The sequence below is a fragment of the Thalassotalea fonticola genome (genome assembly GCF_032911225.1).
In the GTDB taxonomy this organism is placed as follows: Bacteria; Pseudomonadota; Gammaproteobacteria; order Enterobacterales; family Alteromonadaceae; genus Thalassotalea_A; species Thalassotalea_A fonticola.
Genome location: NZ_CP136600.1, coordinates 635,111 through 654,239, shown reverse-complemented (window position 1 = coordinate 654,239; position 19,129 = coordinate 635,111). Strand labels below are relative to the sequence as shown.

At 42.2% G+C, this 19,129-nt stretch carries 13 protein-coding genes; 3 read left to right on the top strand and 10 right to left on the bottom strand.

Annotation, left to right across the window (positions count from 1 at the left end; translation table 11 throughout):
- Positions 1–32: 32 nt before the first annotated feature.
- From RI844_RS02670 to RI844_RS02645, 6 genes are all read right to left on the bottom strand, one after another.
- Positions 33–770 carry an SDR family oxidoreductase gene (locus tag RI844_RS02670; protein WP_348396929.1) on the bottom strand — a complete coding sequence of 246 codons (738 nt, stop codon included), beginning with the start codon at positions 768–770 and terminating at the stop codon, positions 33–35.
- 228 nt (positions 771–998) lie between these two features.
- Positions 999–2,384: an ATP-binding protein gene (locus RI844_RS02665; RefSeq protein ID WP_348396928.1), complete on the bottom strand. Its 1,386-nt coding sequence runs from the start codon at positions 2,382–2,384 to the stop codon at positions 999–1,001.
- Between the two features lie 7 nt (positions 2,385–2,391).
- A complete protein-coding gene (locus tag RI844_RS02660) occupies positions 2,392–3,051 on the bottom strand; it encodes a response regulator transcription factor (protein ID WP_348396927.1) in 660 nt (219 codons plus the stop codon).
- A gap of 161 nt (positions 3,052–3,212) precedes the next feature.
- The gene (locus RI844_RS02655; RefSeq protein WP_348396926.1) at positions 3,213–5,600 is read right to left on the bottom strand and encodes a TonB-dependent receptor; all 2,388 of its coding nucleotides are present in this window, start codon (positions 5,598–5,600) and stop codon (positions 3,213–3,215) included.
- A 441-nt stretch (positions 5,601–6,041) separates the two neighbouring features.
- Positions 6,042–6,830, bottom strand: a complete 789-nt coding sequence (locus RI844_RS02650) for a (Fe-S)-binding protein (RefSeq protein WP_348398306.1) — start codon at positions 6,828–6,830, stop codon at positions 6,042–6,044.
- Positions 6,831–6,944: 114 nt separating this feature from the next.
- Complete coding sequence (locus RI844_RS02645) at positions 6,945–7,589, bottom strand: (Fe-S)-binding protein (RefSeq protein WP_348396925.1); 645 nt, start codon at positions 7,587–7,589, stop codon at positions 6,945–6,947.
- Between the two features lie 293 nt (positions 7,590–7,882).
- Between RI844_RS02645 and RI844_RS02640 the strand changes: the two genes are divergently transcribed.
- From RI844_RS02640 to RI844_RS02630, 3 genes are all read left to right on the top strand, one after another.
- The gene (locus tag RI844_RS02640; protein WP_348396924.1) at positions 7,883–9,415 is read left to right on the top strand and encodes an alpha-L-fucosidase; all 1,533 of its coding nucleotides are present in this window, start codon (positions 7,883–7,885) and stop codon (positions 9,413–9,415) included.
- A gap of 89 nt (positions 9,416–9,504) precedes the next feature.
- Positions 9,505–10,947 (top strand): sulfatase family protein, encoded by a 1,443-nt coding sequence (locus RI844_RS02635; protein ID WP_348396923.1) that lies wholly within the window; start codon positions 9,505–9,507, stop codon positions 10,945–10,947.
- A 31-nt stretch (positions 10,948–10,978) separates the two neighbouring features.
- Positions 10,979–11,740 (top strand): SGNH/GDSL hydrolase family protein, encoded by a 762-nt coding sequence (locus tag RI844_RS02630; RefSeq protein ID WP_348396922.1) that lies wholly within the window; start codon positions 10,979–10,981, stop codon positions 11,738–11,740.
- Between the two features lie 121 nt (positions 11,741–11,861).
- Here the strand turns inward: RI844_RS02630 and RI844_RS02625 are convergent, their stop codons facing one another.
- The 4 genes from RI844_RS02625 to RI844_RS02610 all read right to left on the bottom strand — a co-directional run bounded on the left by RI844_RS02625 (position 11,862) and on the right by RI844_RS02610 (position 19,111).
- On the bottom strand, positions 11,862–13,370 hold the full coding sequence (locus RI844_RS02625; RefSeq protein WP_348396921.1) for an alpha-L-fucosidase: 1,509 nt from the start codon (positions 13,368–13,370) through the stop codon (positions 11,862–11,864).
- On the bottom strand, positions 13,371–16,082 hold the full coding sequence (locus RI844_RS02620) for a right-handed parallel beta-helix repeat-containing protein (RefSeq protein ID WP_348396920.1): 2,712 nt from the start codon (positions 16,080–16,082) through the stop codon (positions 13,371–13,373).
- A gap of 82 nt (positions 16,083–16,164) precedes the next feature.
- Positions 16,165–18,129 carry an alpha-L-fucosidase gene (locus RI844_RS02615; RefSeq protein ID WP_348396919.1) on the bottom strand — a complete coding sequence of 655 codons (1,965 nt, stop codon included), beginning with the start codon at positions 18,127–18,129 and terminating at the stop codon, positions 16,165–16,167.
- Positions 18,130–18,271: 142 nt separating this feature from the next.
- Positions 18,272–19,111, bottom strand: a complete 840-nt coding sequence (locus RI844_RS02610) for a fumarylacetoacetate hydrolase family protein (protein WP_348396918.1) — start codon at positions 19,109–19,111, stop codon at positions 18,272–18,274.
- Positions 19,112–19,129 lie beyond the last annotated feature (18 nt).

Below are 19,129 nucleotides of genomic sequence, written 5' to 3'. Positions count from 1 at the left end.
GGAACTACTAAGAATGCATAGTCCCGCTAACATTAATTTTTACTGCCGCCGATATTGACGCCTAAGCCTCCATCAACGCGGATCGCCTGACCATTGATAAAGCCGCATTTATTGCTGCAAAGAAAGGCAATGAGTTCGGCTACTTCTTCCGGTTGTCCAATACGACCGGTTAAGTGACTGGCATTTAATTCTTCCATCATCGCTTCGGGCTCAGCCGCTTGCTGCATGGCATCACGCAACATTGGTGTATCTATGGTGCCAGGACACACGGCAACACAACGCACTTTAGGGGCAAAGTCGATGGCAATAGAGCGAGTTAAACCCAAAATAGCCGCTTTACTGGTTGCATAAGCGGCAACAAATGGCTGGGCAACAAAGGATTGCACGCTGGCAACATTGATGATAACGGCATTGTCATTCATCTGGGGAATGCAATATTTAGCACACAAGAAAGGCCCTTTAACATTGACTGCCATCACTCGGTCCCATTCGCTTTCGTCTAAATCAACGGCAGTGCCGTAGGAAAGTATGCCGGCATTATTGATTAAGCAATCGATGTTGCCATACTCGGCTACAATTTTGTGAAAGGCTTGCTGCACCTCAGTTGCACTACTAACATCACAACGATAAAAACCAATATTTTTCCTGCTTAGCTCTTCATTTTCATGTAAACCAAGCACAACCACCTGATATTGCTGTGCCATTAATAATTGAGCAGATGCTAGTCCGATCCCGGATTCACCGCCGGTGATCACCGCTAATTTTGACATAAGAAAGCCCTATAAAGAGAAATAATAGCGGCTAGTGTATAAGCAGCAGCTTAAACGTATCTGAAAGCAGGCGAAAACCTAGTATTAGCTAAGGAAGGGGTTGGCACGCAGTGCTACCAATTTGATTCAAAATCGGTGTATTTTTAATTAACTGAGTATGATACCAATCCGTATAATGATCTAATCATTACGCGAACTGGTATGAGAATTATTTTAATGACGATCCGCTTATGTGGGTTGCTTTATCGGAAACGTGACCTTAACCATGATCCCTTGCTCGTTGTGCCACGGTTGAATTGCTAAATCTGCATGATGTACTTCAACAATCCGCTGCACAATTGATAAACCAAGGCCAGCGCCGGGCATTTCATTTCCGGGCAAGCGATAAAAACTGTCAGTGAGTTTCTCTCGTTGTTGTTGATCCATTACGACGCACTCATTGGCGACATAAAATTCAATCTTGTCGGTTAACACATTTGCCGAAATTTTCACTTGCCCGCCTGCAGTGGCATAGCGAAATGCGTTGGTAAATAAGTTGCGGATCAAAATACTCAACACTTCTTTGTTGCCCAGTATTTGCCATGGCCCATGCTCAGCAAAATCAATTTGTACCTGACGTTCAACCGCTAAATGGGCTAAATCGGCCAAGTCTTCTGCAACGACATCATGTAAGTCGATCACCGCCATTTTAAGTTGCGAGTCTTCCGATTCGATGCGAGCCAAGGTTAATAGCTGTCGAACGGTATAAACTGCACGATCAACTCTAGCGGAAATTCTATCTAGTTCAGCTTGAACTTCCGATGTTTTAGAACGACGTTGACATAATTGCAGTTCAGTTTTAATAGCTGCCAGAGGTGTTTGTAATTCATGAGCGGCATTGGCGGTAAAGCGGTGTTCATTTTCGATAGCACTTGCCAATCGAACGAGTAGACCATTGAGGGATTTAACTAACGGAAAGACTTCTTCAGGGATATTGATATCTGAAATTGCTACCAGAGACGACGGATTACGATGCGCAACGTCACTGGCGATTTTATTGATTGCCGCGAGACCTTTTTTGCTACCAATGTAAACCCCAATAATGGTCAATGGAATGATCAAGATCATAGGGTATAACGCTTTAAGGCCAAAATCGATTGCACTTTGTTTAGCTTGTTTGGTGTTCATACCAACTGAGACCCAAAATATGCCATCGATGTTTTCGTTATAAATCCGCCAATGCGTTTCTTCGCCGTTTTGTATAAACATATCATCGACGAAACCATTGCCGGTAGGAAAGTCAAAACCAGGAGCGTTGGAAGAGCGAAAAATTAAGTTTCCCTTAGTATCATTTATCACAACATTGACATTGCCCCAGCCAATACTCTCACTTATTGCAGAACCATCTTTGAGCGGATCGTAGCCCTCATTAACGTCAAATTTGCTATAAAAGCTTTGAAAAAGCCTGGACGAAAAACGAACAAATCGAGCTTGTTCTTGTAAATCTTTATCTAAGGTTTGAAAAATAACGTGCGCTGCCGTATAAGAAGACGCGGAGGCAGCCAACAACCAGATGGCGGCATGCAACATTAAGCCAAATAGTACCATTCTGGTTTTTAACGAGTAATTTTTCACTCCCGGATCAGCCTTTTTTTACGCGATAGCCAACGCTTCTTAAGGTTTCAATAAAGTCACTGCCAAAATATTTACGCAAGCGGGAAATATACACTTCAACGGTATTACTTTCTACTTCATCTCCCCAGGTATACATACCCTCTTCTAAACGTGATTTTGATACAAAACGGCCGGCACGAGACATTAACGCTTCCAGTACCGACAACTCTTTGGCAGTTAAGGTGACCGGAATACCGGCTTTGGTGACTACTTGCTCTTTCGGCTCTAGTTCGACATCACCAGAAATCAATACAGGCCTGGCTCTACCGCTACTACGACGATGTAATGAGCGTAAACGGGCAAACAACTCATCAATATCAAATGGCTTGGTTAGGTAGTCGTCGGCGCCCAAATCGAGGCTTTCGATCATATCGGCGGTAGTATTGCGCGCGGTAAGGACCAAGACTGGCATAGGATCATCGGCGGCGCGTAATTTTTTAAGAATTTCATCGCCTGAAACATTCGGTAAACCTAAATCCAAAACCATCATGTCGTAATCGCCAGCATTTAACATTGGAATAACTTTGGCACCATCGGTTTCCAAATCAACTGCATAATTTTCGATACTGAGTGCCGACACTAATGATTCACCCAGTTGGTAATCATCCTCAACAAGTAAAATTCGCATGATAATACTCTTTTATAATATTTAATAAGCTATTGATTAATTTAGTATAGCCAAAGTCTTTATATCAATCACAGACTTTATTACATTATTCGTAAATGCAATTATGTACAAAAAAGCCTGTTAATTAACAACTAACAGGCTTTGTTTATATGTGACTTATATTAGAAGGTGTAACCAAATGTCATACCAACTTGACGAGGTGCAATCATGTCATAAGCGTAAGTATCAGAACTGCCGCCAACTAGACGAGAGCTGACTTCACCCGGCTTACGGTCAAGTAAGTTTTTGATAAAAAACTTCAAGCTCCAGTTACCGTTTAAAGGTTCAAACCCTAAGTGATAATCAGCATTCACTTCTTTTACATCATCATAATTAATTTGAACAGAGTTAGAAAGTTTCACGCCCCAGGCATCAACATTGGTATAATAAAGTGGCTGAATATTACCTACCCAAGATGCTGGCGCCAGACCAAAATTAGATCCGATAGATTCACCGGAGAAATCACAGTACAAGTGATCAGTTGGTTCAGCACCGTTATCGCAAAACCCCATAAACTCTTTATATTCGGTGTCGATATAGGTTAAAGCACCGGTGATCACAAAATTTTCAGATAACAAGTAAATAAAGTCAGTTTCAATACCGGTACTCACCGCTTCTTCAGCGTTTAATACGTGCGATTGATTAGCGGTTAATGATGATACTGGCGTCGCAGATTCTAAATCAGAAAACACATAGGACAGATTATCGGTGCGCATGGTATCGCCAAATTGGTAATCTTCAAACACTTGATAATAGTAAGCAACATTAAATTGTAAACGATTATCTAATAAGCTGCTTTTCATTCCGATTTCAGTAGAATAACTATCTTCGGCGCCAAAGGTTCTAAGCTCTTCTAATGGGTCCACTGCATTTAAGTTAAATCCGCCTGAACGATAGGCCGTATCAAGTGCTAGATAATACATTATGTCGGCATCTTGCTTGTACTGTAATTTAAAGCTACCGGAAACATTGTAGTAGTTGTCTTTGTCTTTTGGTGCAGCATCACTTGTTACACTTAAAGGAAACTCTCCGTTTGGCATCATTGGATTAGGGAAAGTATATGCCGTACCATTAATGCCTAAAGACGATTCAAAGGTTTTGCTTTCATCATTGTAGCGTATACCGCCACTTACGCTCCATTGGTCATCAATGTTATAGGTTAAGTGACCAAAATAGCCATACGACTCAGTACTCGATTCACCGAACACATCAGTCGTTAAATCACCAACTGCGAATTGACCTAATTGCATTCCGTTTATATAGCTAGAAGTAGTTTTTCCGCCGGGACCTTTCGTGGTAGATTTCGCGTAATAGAAACCAAGTAAATAATCAAACACTTCATTGTCGATATTACTTAAGCGCAGCTCTTGTGATAGCAAAGTTTGCTTAGTGTTAATATCTAATAATTCATCATCAATGGGGGTACCGTTTTGATCGCTTACAAATTGTGTTCTAACATCTTGATAGTAAGAAATTGAGGTGATTGAATGGTCTTCAAGGTCTAGATTGAAATTGATTTGACCATCTTTGAGTATGGTATTACTAAAAGCATTTTGATCAACATAAATGCTGTAATCTTCTGGGCTTCCGACTGCAGGGGCGCCATCAGGATAAAGTGAGGCAAAGGTTTCACTTTTTGGTGTGTGGATCATACCGAAAACATTTTTCGGATCTTGTTTACTAATAAAGTCAGGACCAAAACCAGGGATATAAGAAAATACACGGCCGTTATAACTGTCGTTATAGTTACCTATAAACGAAATATCAATATTGTCGTTTGGAATGTATTGCACTTTCACTCGTGCGCCCTGGCGCTTATAATCGTTTGCCGGTTCATCCAAAAACTCATTATGGATATAACCATCACTGTCATCATAAAAAGCTGATACGCGCATACCTAACGTACCATCAATTAATGGTACATTGATGTGTGCTTTATTATTAGTGCCATAAGTTGATGTTTCGTCATAGTAGGCATGGCTGGTTTGAAAGCCACCACCAAGTTCATACATATCAATACTTTTAGTGGTAATATTGATTGCGCCAGCAGGTGCATTTTTACCGTATAAAGTACCTTGAGGACCGCGTAACACTTCAACTCGAGCAATATCAGATAGTGAACCAAACGCCGCACCAACTGATGTTTGCGCCACACCATCAATAAAAATAACGACTGAATCATCCATGTTACCAGTAAATGCGTCTTTACCAACACCACGCATTTTAACGGTACCACTAATAGGATCATTGCCGTTAACTTCAAGGCCAGGGGCAAGTTTAGTAATATCTGAAAAATCGAACGCTGCGATATTATCAAGCGCATCTGAAGTTACCACTGTCATTGAAATTGGTACTTCTTGTGAACTTTCACGGTATTTACGAGCCGTAACCTCAATAGTTTCTATTTTTAATTGGTTAGCTTGTTGTTCAGCTTCTTGTGCATATGCCTGGCTAGTAGTACCAGCAACTGCAGCTAGCAGTAGTGCTTTGGTAATTTGATTAAGTTTCATTTTATTCCCCTATCAATTTAATGCTGTATATTCTAGTGCAATGCTATTTAGCTTTTAGCTAATCCATTGCACATACGATAAATCTTCATTCCACTTGAAAAGAGGCTACTTTTTTTTAAAAAATAGAACTACTCTTACGACAAACCTTACACAGTAATAATTAAATGAACCTGAATGACGTTATTAACTTTATAAGGACAATTTGTTGTTAGCAGTTTTATCAATAAAAACAACAGCTATTATTTATGCTCTATATTATTTTTGCTTTAAGATACAATAAATTATATCAGTACTTCTTTCCAAGTTATTTAAGCTTATTGTAAATTTAGGCATGTTAGCTGCCTGATATTTACCTCAATTTGGTACTTTTTTAACCTTAATATAATTATTGTTGACCAATATGAGTTGATTGTGTGAAAGCGTTGTCATATTTATCAAACATTAAATTTCATTGGCTGTGGTTGCTCGATCGACTAAATAAATTATCGACTGATAATCAATACCAGAGTGCTCAGACAAGCCAATTTCACAGGTACGGGAATTACTGTAGCCGTTATGACAATTTTCTGGAATTTGTGCTTTCAGTGGCGCTAAGGCATTAGCGTTCAGCTCAGGAAAAGTAAATCCCTTATCACCGGCAAAACCACAACAATGGATATGCTCAGGAATAATCACTTTGCTTGCACAGCGCTTTGCCAGTTTGATCATTTTCTCATTAAGCCCCATTCGACGGCTACTACAAGTCACATGCAGCATAATTGTTTCATCAACAGGGGTAAAATCAAGATATTCAAATAAAACATCTTCAATAAACCCTACTGGTTCATATATTTTTAAAGAGCCATATAGGTCAGACTCTCCAGTGAACATGGCTTTACATGGGCTGGTATCAATTAATATAGGATACTCACCGTCATTACTTAATTTATGTAATTGCTGCAAGGTAGATTTGCACTTTTGATCCGCTTGTTCAAACATACCTTTACTATTAAAAGGCATGCCGCAGCATTGACCAGTAAAATCTGGGCTTATGATCTCAAAACCCGCTTTTTCAAATAACTGGTAGGTTATATCAGGTAAAGAGTTTTTCTCTTTAGCATCGATTGCAGGGCCCATAGTTCGACTCGCACAACTAGGAAAATAAACAACTTTAGGACGATTGCTAATTATCTTATGCACTATAGAAACAGGTTTATAGGTCGCCCGACGTTGTGTTTCTTTACTCCACATCGGAATTATATTTAATGGCAATTTTTGCAACAAAGTTGCAATTTTAGCATGTGTTTTTTGCCCATGACCTTTTGAAAAAAAGCCATAAATGCGAGTAGCAACCTGATTGTTTTTTCAACCACGGAAAAGTTCATTGCCAGTAAAGCAGAAAATTTGATATTTTGCATTGCTCTCACTGCGCAGTTTTCTCACCAAATCGCCGGTATTTATTCCCACAGGGCAGCGTTCTGCGCACAGCCCTGTTGCGGCACATGTATCAACACCTAGATAATTAAATTCTGTTTCAAGTTCGTTTAATAGCTCAGGATTCTCATTGGTTTGTCGTAGTCTTTGTATTTCTCTATAACTGGTAATACGTTGCCTAGGTGTAAAACTTAATCCGTTAGAGGGACAAACAGGTTCACAAAAACCACATTCTATACATTTGTCAATTAACGCATCTGCTGCAGGCAATACTTTTAATGACTTAATATGTGCTTGCTTGTCATCATTAATAATAACGCCTGGATTTAATATATTGTTAGGATCAAATACAGCTTTGATTTTTTGCATCAACACAAAACCTTGTTTGCCCAACTCCATTTCAATAAAAGGAGCCATGTTACGTCCGGTACCATGCTCTGCTTTTAAAGAGCCTTGAAAATCAACGGCAACTAACTGGCAAACATCATTCATAAAATCAGCATAGCGTTGCACTTCCTCTTGACTAGAGAAATCCTGGGTAAATACAAAATGTAGACTCACGCAACCTATTGGCAAAGGATCCCTTTCAGAATACATTTATAATTATGCGGGAATTGTCGGCCGTTCAAATCATACTCAAACTAAAGTAGTTGGGTTATAGGACATCAGTAGCAGATACAATCATAATTGATAATTTAAACTAGTCAAAAGCGAAGGGAAACAACCTCTTTTGTATTTTCCTGGTCACACATCTGATCTATCATTTCTCATGAATATGGCTATCACAAATTTCTTGTTGACGAAAACCACCTACAGGTGTACTGTTATTTTAAATATAAAATAACAGTACACCTGTGAGTGGATTAAAAATGAAAATTAAAATGTTACTTTCTTTAGGGCTTACCTCGATGCTTTCATTGAGTACAGCAAGTTTAGGGGCACCGCAAGAATATCAGCCGAACTGGCAATCCATTGACAGTCGTGAAACACCACAGTGGTGGCGCGATGCTCGGTTTGGGATTTTTATCCATTGGGGGCTGTATTCAGTACCCGCTTATTCACCACACGGACAGTATGCTGAATGGTATTGGCACCACAAAGATGGCAACAAAAATGTTCGCTTTGATGGCCAACCGATGAGACCGGGTTCACCAGCTCATAAAAAAGCGCTTGCTGTACAAAAAGACGTAAAAGCCTATCAAAGCAAAGTTTATGGCGAAGACTCTAAGTATGAAGAATTTGCCGAGCAGTTTACTGCAGAGTTGTTTGACGCCGATCATTGGGCCGATATTTTCGACCGCGCCGGCGCAAGATATGTGGTATTAACGTCAAAACATCATGAAGGCTACACATTATGGCCAAACAAACATGCCAGCGAGTCTTTTGGCCGCCCATGGAATTCGGTAGAAATTGGCCCTAAGCGTGATCTTGTTGGTGAGCTCACCGAGGCGGTAAATAAAAAAGCCAATGTAAAAATGGGCTTGTACTATTCAATCTGGGACTGGTTCAATCCGAAATGGCTGGAGAATAAAGACAAATATATTGATGAAGTGTATTTCCCACAAATTAAAGAACTCATAAGCACCTACAAGCCGAATGTACTTTACACCGATGGCGACTGGTTTTTAGGTGAAGATGTCTGGCGTCCGTTAGAAATTCTGCCATGGATCTTAAATGAAAACCCACGTGGCGACCAATTGGTGATCAACGACCGTTGGGGTAAAGTGCGTGGCAAGCACGGCGGTTATTACACCACCGAATACGGTACCGGTTTTCCAAACGGTGATCATGCCTGGGAAGAAACTCGCGGCATTGGTCATTCATTTGGCTATAATCGTCATGAATCAATCGACCAATATGCCAGCACTGAAGATTTAATTTTTAACCTGGTGGACATTGTCAGCCGCGGTGGTAATTTCCTTCTCGATATTGGCCCTACCGGCGATGGTCGGATTCCACCTATCATGGAAGCACGTTTATTGGAAATGGGTGATTGGCTAACAGTTAATGGTGAAGCAATATATGGTACTAAAGACTGGATCAAAGATGCGCAGTGGAGCGAAGGCAAGCGTGATAGCTACACCAAGAAAGATTACCACTACGGTAACCCGATCAAAGAAATGACTACAGCACCAAAGCCAGGCTACGCAGTGAAACAGGCATACTTTACTAAAAAAGCCAATAATGTGTATGCCATTTTGCCACGCTGGCCTGAGTCGGGTAAGTTATTGATTAAAGATCTGCAACTAAGCAAAAGCAGCAAAGTGACTATGCTCGGTGTAAATGGCCAATTGTCCTTCAGTCAAACCAGCAAAGGGGTTGAAGTGATTATGCCTAACTTGCGTCCTTCCGAGATTCCTAGCCTTTATTTGCAAACGGTTAAATTTTCAGCGGTGCAATAAGCTTAAGCTGTGTTTATCACTTTGATAAACCACTTGTTGATAACCAACAAGTGGTTTTCTGTTTACTAAAGCCGATAAAGGAAGCAAACATGCAAGCCTTAACACTCCCCCTACTTTTAATGCTCTGTTTATTTGTAGTAAGCATAGCGACCTCTAATGCAAAAGAGCAAAGCAAACCGAATATCATCATCTTACTCGCCGATGACTTAGGTTACGGTGAAATTCAACACCTGAATCCTGAGGGTGGAAAAATTCCAACGCCAAACCTCGATGCACTCGCGCAAAGCGGCATAACCTTCACCGATGCTCACTCAGCCTCTTCGGTTTGTACTCCTACACGCTATGCACTATTAACCGGGAGATATGCCTGGCGAACGCGATTACAAAAAGGCGTATTAACCGGAGGCGAGTCGCTAATTACCGGTGACCGACTGACTTTGGCAAAAATGCTAAAAAGCCAAGGTTATCACACCAATATGATCGGAAAATGGCACTTGGGTATGCTGTTTGATGATAAGCATGATAAAAGTGAGCATGTTGCCATTGGCACGAAAGTGACTGAAGGTCCAATTGACAAAGGTGGCTTCGATCAATTTTTTGGTTTTCATCATGCCAGACAAATGAATCTATTAATTAAAAACCAACAGGTCAGTGAAAAAATTACCCCGGTGCAGATGTTGCCCCGTTTAACCCAAGCCGCCGTTTCGTATATCGATAGTCGAAAACATTCAAAACAACCGTTTTTTTTGTATATCCCATGGAACTCTCCGCATAGTCCGGTAAAACCGAGTAAAGCATGGCAAGGAAAAAGTGGCTTAAACGAGCATGCCGATTTTGTCATGCAAACCGATAATAGTACCGGCCAAGTTATTGACGCCTTACGCCGTAACAATTTATTGGACAATACCATTATCATCAGCTCTGCCGATAACGGCAGCTCAGAGAAAACATCGAATGCGCCGGAGTTAATCGCCAAAGGACACTACCCTTCGGCCCACTTACGTGGTTATAAATCAGACGCATGGGATGGTGGTCATCGCGTACCATTTTTTGTCTCTTGGCCCAAGGAAATTTTCGCCAACTCTACTTCTAACCAACTGGTTAGCTTAAATGATATTTTTACCACTTTATCCGATTTGTTAGGCGTTAATCTGGCTAACGATGTGGCAGAAGACAGTATCAGTTTTCTTCCGTTGCTAATTGGTGACGATAACGACAGTCAAAAAGCAGTTGTTCGAAACAATGCCATTCATCATTCAATCTCTGGCCACTTTGCCATGCGACAAGGGCCGTGGAAACTGATCCTGGCCTCTGGTTCTGGGGGGTGGAGCAAACCTAAAAAAGATAAAGCTAATACGGTTCAATTGTACAATATCGATTCAGATCCCGGTGAGCAGCACAACTTAGCCGACACCATGGCAGAAAAAGTTACTGAATTGACCTTGTTATTACAGTCGCAAGTAGATGCCGGCCGTTCAACCCCAGGCACTAAGCAGCACAATGATGTTGCAGTGAATATTTTTAAAAATTAACCCTAACGTTAATATGAACAGAGAAAATTTTATGTATAAGAAATTGTTAGTAATCGCGGTGATGATCTTCTTCGCAGCCACTATATTTTCAGCGACTAGTCTAGCTCATGCCGCAGTAGAGCCTGGATCTTTTGAAGAGCAGGCAGCAAAGTTTAAATGGGCCGCTGTACCACAACCGCAATTACCCAATGTATTGCTCATTGGCGATAGCATCTCCATTGGCTACACCTTAGATGTCAGAGAGCTACTGAAAGACAAAGCCAATGTTTATCGACCAATTAAAGCGCAAGGAAAATTACCAGATAATGCTGGTGACACTGCAAAAGGGCTTAGACAGCTTGAGCATTGGCTGAGCAGTCAAAATGTTAAAAAGTGGGATGTTATTCATTTTAATTGGGGTTTGCACGATTTAAAACGTATTACCAATGGAAAGGGAATAAAAAGCAATGATCCTAGCCAGCCTTCAGCCCTGAGTATTGAACAATATGCAAAAAATTTAAATGCTATAGTCAAGCGTCTTAAACAAACGGGTGCCGTAATAATTTTTGCGACAACCACACCTTACCCTGCAGGAGTTACCCCTTCTCGCATTCCAGAAGACGCACAAAAATATAATCAGGCGGCAATGAACATAATGACTAAACATAATGTTGCCATTAATGATTTGTATACGGCTATAAAACCAAATTTGAGTGAATATCAACGACCGTTGAATGTACATTTTAACAAACAAGGCTCTAAGTTTTTAGCAACGAAAGTGAGTGACGCCATCAAGCAGCATTTACCTCATTAGTCGTTAACTGAAAAATAAAAAAGCCTTGCTAAAATATGTTAGCAAGGCTTTTTTTATACCCGGCAGGTGGACGCCTTTTGACGATGATGTTATTGATTAAAGAGATTATACCAAACTATTACTAAAGACTAATTCGCAACGCATAGCCGATACCATCATGACTAAACTCAGGTAATTCAACCGTTAGGCCGTTTGCTGTATTAGACCATTTTAACGGTTCTGCTGAGCCAAGTAATACCACGTTTTTCACTGTTTGACCTTTAAGAGATTTAAGTATCGCTTTATTATCGGCTGAGCGTGACAAAGCAATGGCATAAACATTGCCTGCTTTTTTGGTAAACCAAAAATCATTGCCGGTAAATTCAAAACTAAATTTATGCTTGTTGCGATGATTAGTACCCTTCATTTGTAAATTTGTTGGTCCTTCATGATCAACATGCCATGGTCTAGTATCATATAGGGCTTCACCATTTACTTTTAACCATTTTCCTACCGCAAGCAAGTTATCAACAGATTTTGCCGGAATACTACCGCTCCCATCTGGCCCCACATTTAATAAGAAGTTACCGCCTTTACTGACATTGGCAATCAACCAGTACAAGGTTTCTATCGGTGATTTCCAATCATTGTCGTAAGATTTATAACCCCATGAATTGTTCGTTGTGGCAATCCCCTCCCAAGTATTTTCACTGGCCTTGTCAGGAATAACATTGTCGCCCGGAGTACCAATATCGCCAAAGCCATTACCAATACGTTGATTGACCAAAATTTCAGGGTTAGCATCATACAAGGTTTTATAAAATTCAAAACTGTACTTTGCTGGAATATAAATCGGCGTATCCATCCAAACTTGTGATAAGTCGTAATTAGTCACCAGCTCTCGTACTTGCGGTAATGACTTATTGGCGATATAGCTATCAAAAGACACTGGCGCGGGATCAAATCGATTGACAAACTGCGCTTGTTTGGGTTTTTCTGGCCCATAATCTTTCATGCCGGAATCGCCACCATCTCGCCAATCAAGGGCATTAGAATAATAAACGCCAAAGGAAAGCCCTGCTTTCTTACACGCGACTTCAAGCTCACGAATGATGTCACGACCAAAGGGTGTGGCATCGATCACATCAAAATCCGTCACTTTAGAATCAAACAGGGCAAAACCATCATGGTGTTTGGAGGTAATCACCATGTATTTCATCCCTGCCGCTTTCGCAATAGCGACCCACTCATCGGCATCGAACTTGGTAGGGTTAAAATTATCGGCCAATTTGGCATATTCAGCACGAGGGATTTCTTTTCTTCGCATCACCCATTCCGCAACTCGGGGTCCGGTGCCACCCTCTTCCATCTTTTCACCTTGGTATATTCCACCTAAGGTAGAATAAAGCCCCCAATGAATGAACATGCCGTATTTATTTTGATTAAATAACTCTCTACCTCGTTGTTTTGCCGCGGAGTTACTCATCGTTTGCCACTTTAAGCCTAACTCAAGCATTTCTGCAGAGCCGGGAATTCCTGAACCACTGACTTGCTCAGCCGCATTGATAGCTGGGGTTGATAGTGCCAATAACACCGCGGTACTAATGGCTAATGCGTTGGCGCATTTGCTTTTTCGTTTTTTAATCATCATTTATAAGCCTTGCTCTTTATTATTTGTAGTTTGAATGTTTTGTTCTACCGTAAATTGCCATATCTTGCCTTTATGCACCTGTTCCCCTACCACAACGTCGACACGCCAGAAATAGGTGTTACCTGAGGATAACTTCTCTGGTGTATAAATATTATTAGCTGCGCGAATACCAGGATAAGTTTCAACATCGGCCTCATAACTGGCCGTTGGTTTTGCCATCTTGCTCAGCTGCTGCTGGCTGTTAGCAAAATACAGTCGATATTCATTCGCTGACAACGCTTCACGCCAGATTAAGTCGCTATCAATTTTTGCGTTATTACTGCCATGTAAAGGGATAGGAAACGAGGCTAAGGCTTGACGCTGTCCGGGAATGGAATAGTGCTTATCGTTTGTCGCATAAGCGCCAATATAATCAACGTTATCCGGTAACCCCTGATAATCATTGTACAGCTCAGTTTTACTAAAGGTGTTCAGCGCAACGCCCTTGTTGCTAATTGGCGAATTATCTTTGGCGCGAAAATCATAATTTTGTGGATCACGTAATAATTCACTGACGCTGACACCGCCAACAATACTGGTTTCATGATCATGATGTTGTTCGGCCAGCAGCTGGGTTTTGCGATCCACCCTTTTGCCCAAGCCTGCAAGAATATACGGCGCTAAGTTGTTGGCACTAATGGTGCCTAAATTGGCGCCACAATCTATGCCTACCTTACAACCCATTTGCTGTTCAGTCACGTTAAAGCGTTGTACCAGAGCCGTATCATTGTTGAGCACCAGCCGTGGTGGTTCGACATCAACAACACCACTCACCGGGTCGCGATAGCCTTTATCAATAATGGTATTATTATAAATCCGATGGCGCCAGCCTTTGGCGACAATACCACGGTTATTCATAGTGACATTGTGATGAATGTAGTTATCGGTGTGCCATTGGCTGACATGCGTGGGTGGATACGCGGCATCGATGCGAATGCCCTTGTCATGATCGGAAAATGCCCAATTATAGGCGACGGCCAAGCCGGTATTATTGGCGCCAATTGCTGCGCCATCAGTTTGTGCCCAGCCAATGTTATCGACATAGTTATGGGTGATATCGCCAGAATGGGCGCGGTACATTTGTGACAGCCCGGTATTGTAAAAGGTATTGTAACTAAAAGTATTATTTTTACCCTTAAAGGTATTGATCGCCGCCTGAAATGGCCAGCCTTCGGCGCCAGTGTAGTCAATATTGGTAAAACGGTTGTTGATGATCTGATTATCATTACCATGAAATTGTAATGCCGGGCCGTCACTGTCAATGAAACTGGAGTTACGGATCACACTGCCGCTACTGTTATTACTATTGCTGTTATATTTGCCGTCAATGATGACAATATCAGGCGTTGCGTCAATTAACAATTTACGGCCGCTTTTGTGGGTCGAAACCTGTCCCCACTGTTTTAACATCCGCCGAGAAGAGCCAGCGTACTGCAGGTTTAACTGGTCAAAGATCATCTGATCGCAACGTAGACAGGTAAAGGTGGTCGCAAAAAAGTTCAAATCTTTAAACGTCACATAATCGGCATTTTTGATGGTAAAGGCATTGGCTTGCACTTTTGCCCGTACAGCTAATGTTTGTTTATTTAACGCAATACTATTTGGTGCCCATAAATATAAAGTGTGGGTATTTTTATCATAAAACCACTCTTCTTCTTGATCGAGTAAAGATAATGCCGCTTCTAAATAATAATAATGCCCGGTACCGTATAAATGCGGGGTAGCAATATGGCTAAAACTATCGCCATCATGACTGACTACCGGACGTGCCCAGGTACGCCAATGACCATAATTTAAAATTGCCATGGCGCCGGTTGCATCAAACGTTTGTGCCGCCAAATCATGACCATAATTATCGGCATTATTATTGATGCTCTTCCACGGTCTTTTCTTTAATAATTCCTGATCGGCTTTGCTTAATTGACGCTTATGCTCAGGTGGTGCATCAATGGAAACACCAAAACACATCTTAGCATCAAGCTTTTGCAGCTCAGCTAAATTGGTTAAATCCATTTCCGAATCGAAACAGTTGTCGACGATGTCCTTGGCCTTTACTCCGGTTTTGATTTTATTCATCACCGGGTTATAACTGTAACGACCGTCTTTATTCAGCGCATTTTTAGCCGTGGCCCAGGCAGAGCGTAGATAGATACTGCCATCGCTAAATTTGGCATTCGGCCAACGCGCCGGAACCATTTGCTCAACTCCGTTTTTGTCAAAGACAAATAGTTGCCAAATATCTTGCTGCAATTGCATCTTATAGATATGACCCTTGTGCGGTAACCAGCCAGTGCCGCCCGCTTGAATATTGACCAAGCTTTCCCCTGCCGCCAGTTGCTGTACGTCTTGACTGCCATCAAAAATGACTTGCTCACCCGGGTAAGCACTGACGGTGATCGGTTTACCCGCCTCCCCTTTCAAATTACGCAAGGCTTCTGTGCCGTGATAGCGACCCGCCCTTAGATAAATTGTTTGTCCGGCTTTAGCAAGTTTAAAGGCTTGTGCCATGGTAGCCACAGGGCTACTTTTACTGCCGCTATTCTTGGCTTTACCCTGCGGTGACACATAGATGGCATCAGCTTCTACTTGTTGTACTGTTTGCGTAGCTTTGCCTGGCAATGGCAACAAGCCAAGACCTATGGTCATTATGGTGATCATGCATGCACGATACATATTACTTTCCTCAAAAAATTAACCCTGCCAAGCAACGGCTGTTCGCCGACGGCGTGGCAAAGTTTGTATAATGTTTAGGTTACTAGGGTCTGTTCTTAAGCGGCACAGGAGTTAGACTTACCTGATGCACATCAGGACCGACCCAGCCGGTGCCATCATTCACCAGCCCCATACCATCAGTACTGGTTGAGGTCTTTTCTTGTTGCTCTAGTGGCAACAGGCCAAGGCGATAGACACCGGGTTTACCGATAGATAATTTACCAAGTAATAGCGAATGTGCTTGTTCTTCGTCGCTGTTTATAATTACCGTTAAGCTTTGCCCAACCGGCTTGATAATTTTGCCACGCTTGTTATAAACCACTTTTAACGAATCACTATCTTCTCCCAGATACTCAATCACGGCTTGCATCGATTTGCTGGCTTTACTGGCAGCGCTGATGCGGCTTGACAGTGTATATTGTCCGGCTTGCGCTACTTCAAACTCCCATTCGATCCAACCTTCGGCTCTGCGTCCTGGTTTTGCTCTCCAATCGATAATTTTAGCCTCAGCTCCCGTTTCATCAACCACCATATGACTACCCAAATGATTATGTAACATCGCCCGATTAGTATCGAAAATAAATTGGCCATCCAATTGCGCTTTATTAAAGCGGTTTTCGCTAAGCTGAGGCGCACCTTCGATGTCGACAACAATAATAGTACTGATGTCATCAGGTGCCTGTGTTGGTAACACAAATTCTTTCGTTTGCTTGTTATCAACAGTCGCAATAGCTTTTTGCTCAGCAAGTAAAAAACTGTCTACTACCTTATTTTTCAATGGCAAGGATAACCGACCGTTTTCCGGCCAGTGCCAGACATGCAAATATAAGCGGGTATTACCATTTTCCAGGGTACGTTGAGTTACTCGGCCCCAGTCAAGGAAACTGAACACGCTTTGCTCTGTCGCATAAATCGCTTCGCCATTAACCGTCATCCAGTCACCGATTTGGCTAAGTAATTGCATTGATGTTGCTGGTATTTCACCACTTGGAGTAGGGCCAACATTGAGTAAAAAGTTACCGCCTTTGCTGACAATATCGCCAAGTTTTCTAATCAGCTCTTCTGCCGATTTCCAGTTATCGTCGTTAGTACGATAGCCCCAGGAATTGTTCATCGTCATGCAGGTTTCCCAGTCAAATCCTGGAATACCCAATGCCGGGATGAATTGCTCGGGGGTAATGGTATCTCCCAATGCGCCGCCACCGAGACGATTGTTGGTAATAATCCCTGGCTGCAACGCTAACCCCAGGTTAAATTGTTCTACATGCGATGCCCGGACGCCAACCGGAGTATCCCACCACAAAATGGCGATATCGCCATACTCTGATAAAATCTCCTTCACCTGCGGCGCGGCTACCTGCTCAATATATTGATCATACGAACCGGCTTGTTGTGCATCCCATTGCACGTTCTTATGCTTGGCACCGCCCGGATGGACCCAATCTTGTGCCTGAGAATAATAAAAACCGAGCTTCATCCCATGCTTACGCGCCGCTTCGGCCAATGGCCGGAGTAAATCTTTGCCATACTCTGATGCATCCACCACATCCCAATCGGTTACCTTTGAATCATATAAGGCAAAACCATCATGGTGCTTTGCGGTAATGACGATGTATTTCATCCCGGCATCTTTCGCCGCCAACACCCATTTTTCAGGGTCATAATCTACCGGGTTAAAGTCTTTTGCATAGTCTTTATAATCGTCTACAGGGATTTGCGAGCGCAACATAATCCACTCGGCCGAGGCAGGTTTGCCCTGATATTCACCACCAGGTACCGAATAGACGCCCCAATGGATAAACAAGCCGAATTTTGCCTCGCGCCACCAGGCCATACGCTCATTGCGCTCCTTTTCGGTTTCCTGATCTGTAGGTATCCAATGGTCACGTTCAACCGGTTGCGTAAACGCAACTTGCTGTAAACGCGGCTTGTTTTGGTCGCTGCTACAGCTTTGTAGCACCAGCACTATCATCGTAGAAAATATGGTGTTTTTTATTATATTTTTCATAGGCAAGTCTTTATATTTATAAAATTGCAGTATCAATGGTAAAAAAACTCTTAAACGGGGAAAACATTTAAGAGCTTTTTATACTTTTGTCGACCACTAAGGCATGACTTTGTAGTTAAAACTTAGTGCTAAGCGGTGTTGATTATAACTTAACCACTTGTTGCTGCTCACCCAGTCCCTCAATACCCAAGCGCATTACATCGCCTTCTTTCAGGTAGATTGGCGGATTAAAGCCTAAACCAACACCAGGAGGAGTACCGGTACTGATCACATCCCCCGGTTGTAGGCTCATAAACTGGCTGATGTAACTGACCAAAAATGGCACTTTATAAACCATAGTATTGGTATTGCCATCTTGCATACGCTTACCGTTCACTTCTAACCAAATTTTACGGTTATCGCCGTCACCAGATTCATCGGTTGTGACTAAATAAGGACCCATAGGACCGAAGGTGTCACAACCTTTGCCTTTCATCCACTGACCTTCTCTTTCGATTTGATAGGCACGCTCAGATAAATCGTTCATCACAGATAAACCGGCAACATGATCCATGGCATCGGCTTCGCTTACGTTTTTAGCTTCTTTACCAATCACCACCGCAAGTTCAACTTCCCAGTCTGATTTTTCTGAGCCTGGCGGCAAAATTACCACGTCGGTGGAACCTTGTAATGATGACGTTGCTTTGGCAAACAATACCGGTTCAGAAGGCACTTCCATGCCTGACTCTGCCGCATGATCGGCATAGTTTAAACCGACACAAATACATTTACCGACAGTGGCAACCGGCTTACCAAAACGTTGTTCACCGTTAACTACCGGTAAACTTGCTGGATCTAGGCTTTTTAATTGTTGCAGACCAGCGCCGCCTAAAAGTGTGCTGTCGATATCACTGATCAGCGCCGACAAATCACGTAACTTGCCGTCTTGATCGATTAATCCCGGTTTTTCCTGGCCTGGGGCACCAAATCTTACTAATTTCATTAGGTTTCCTAAATGTTT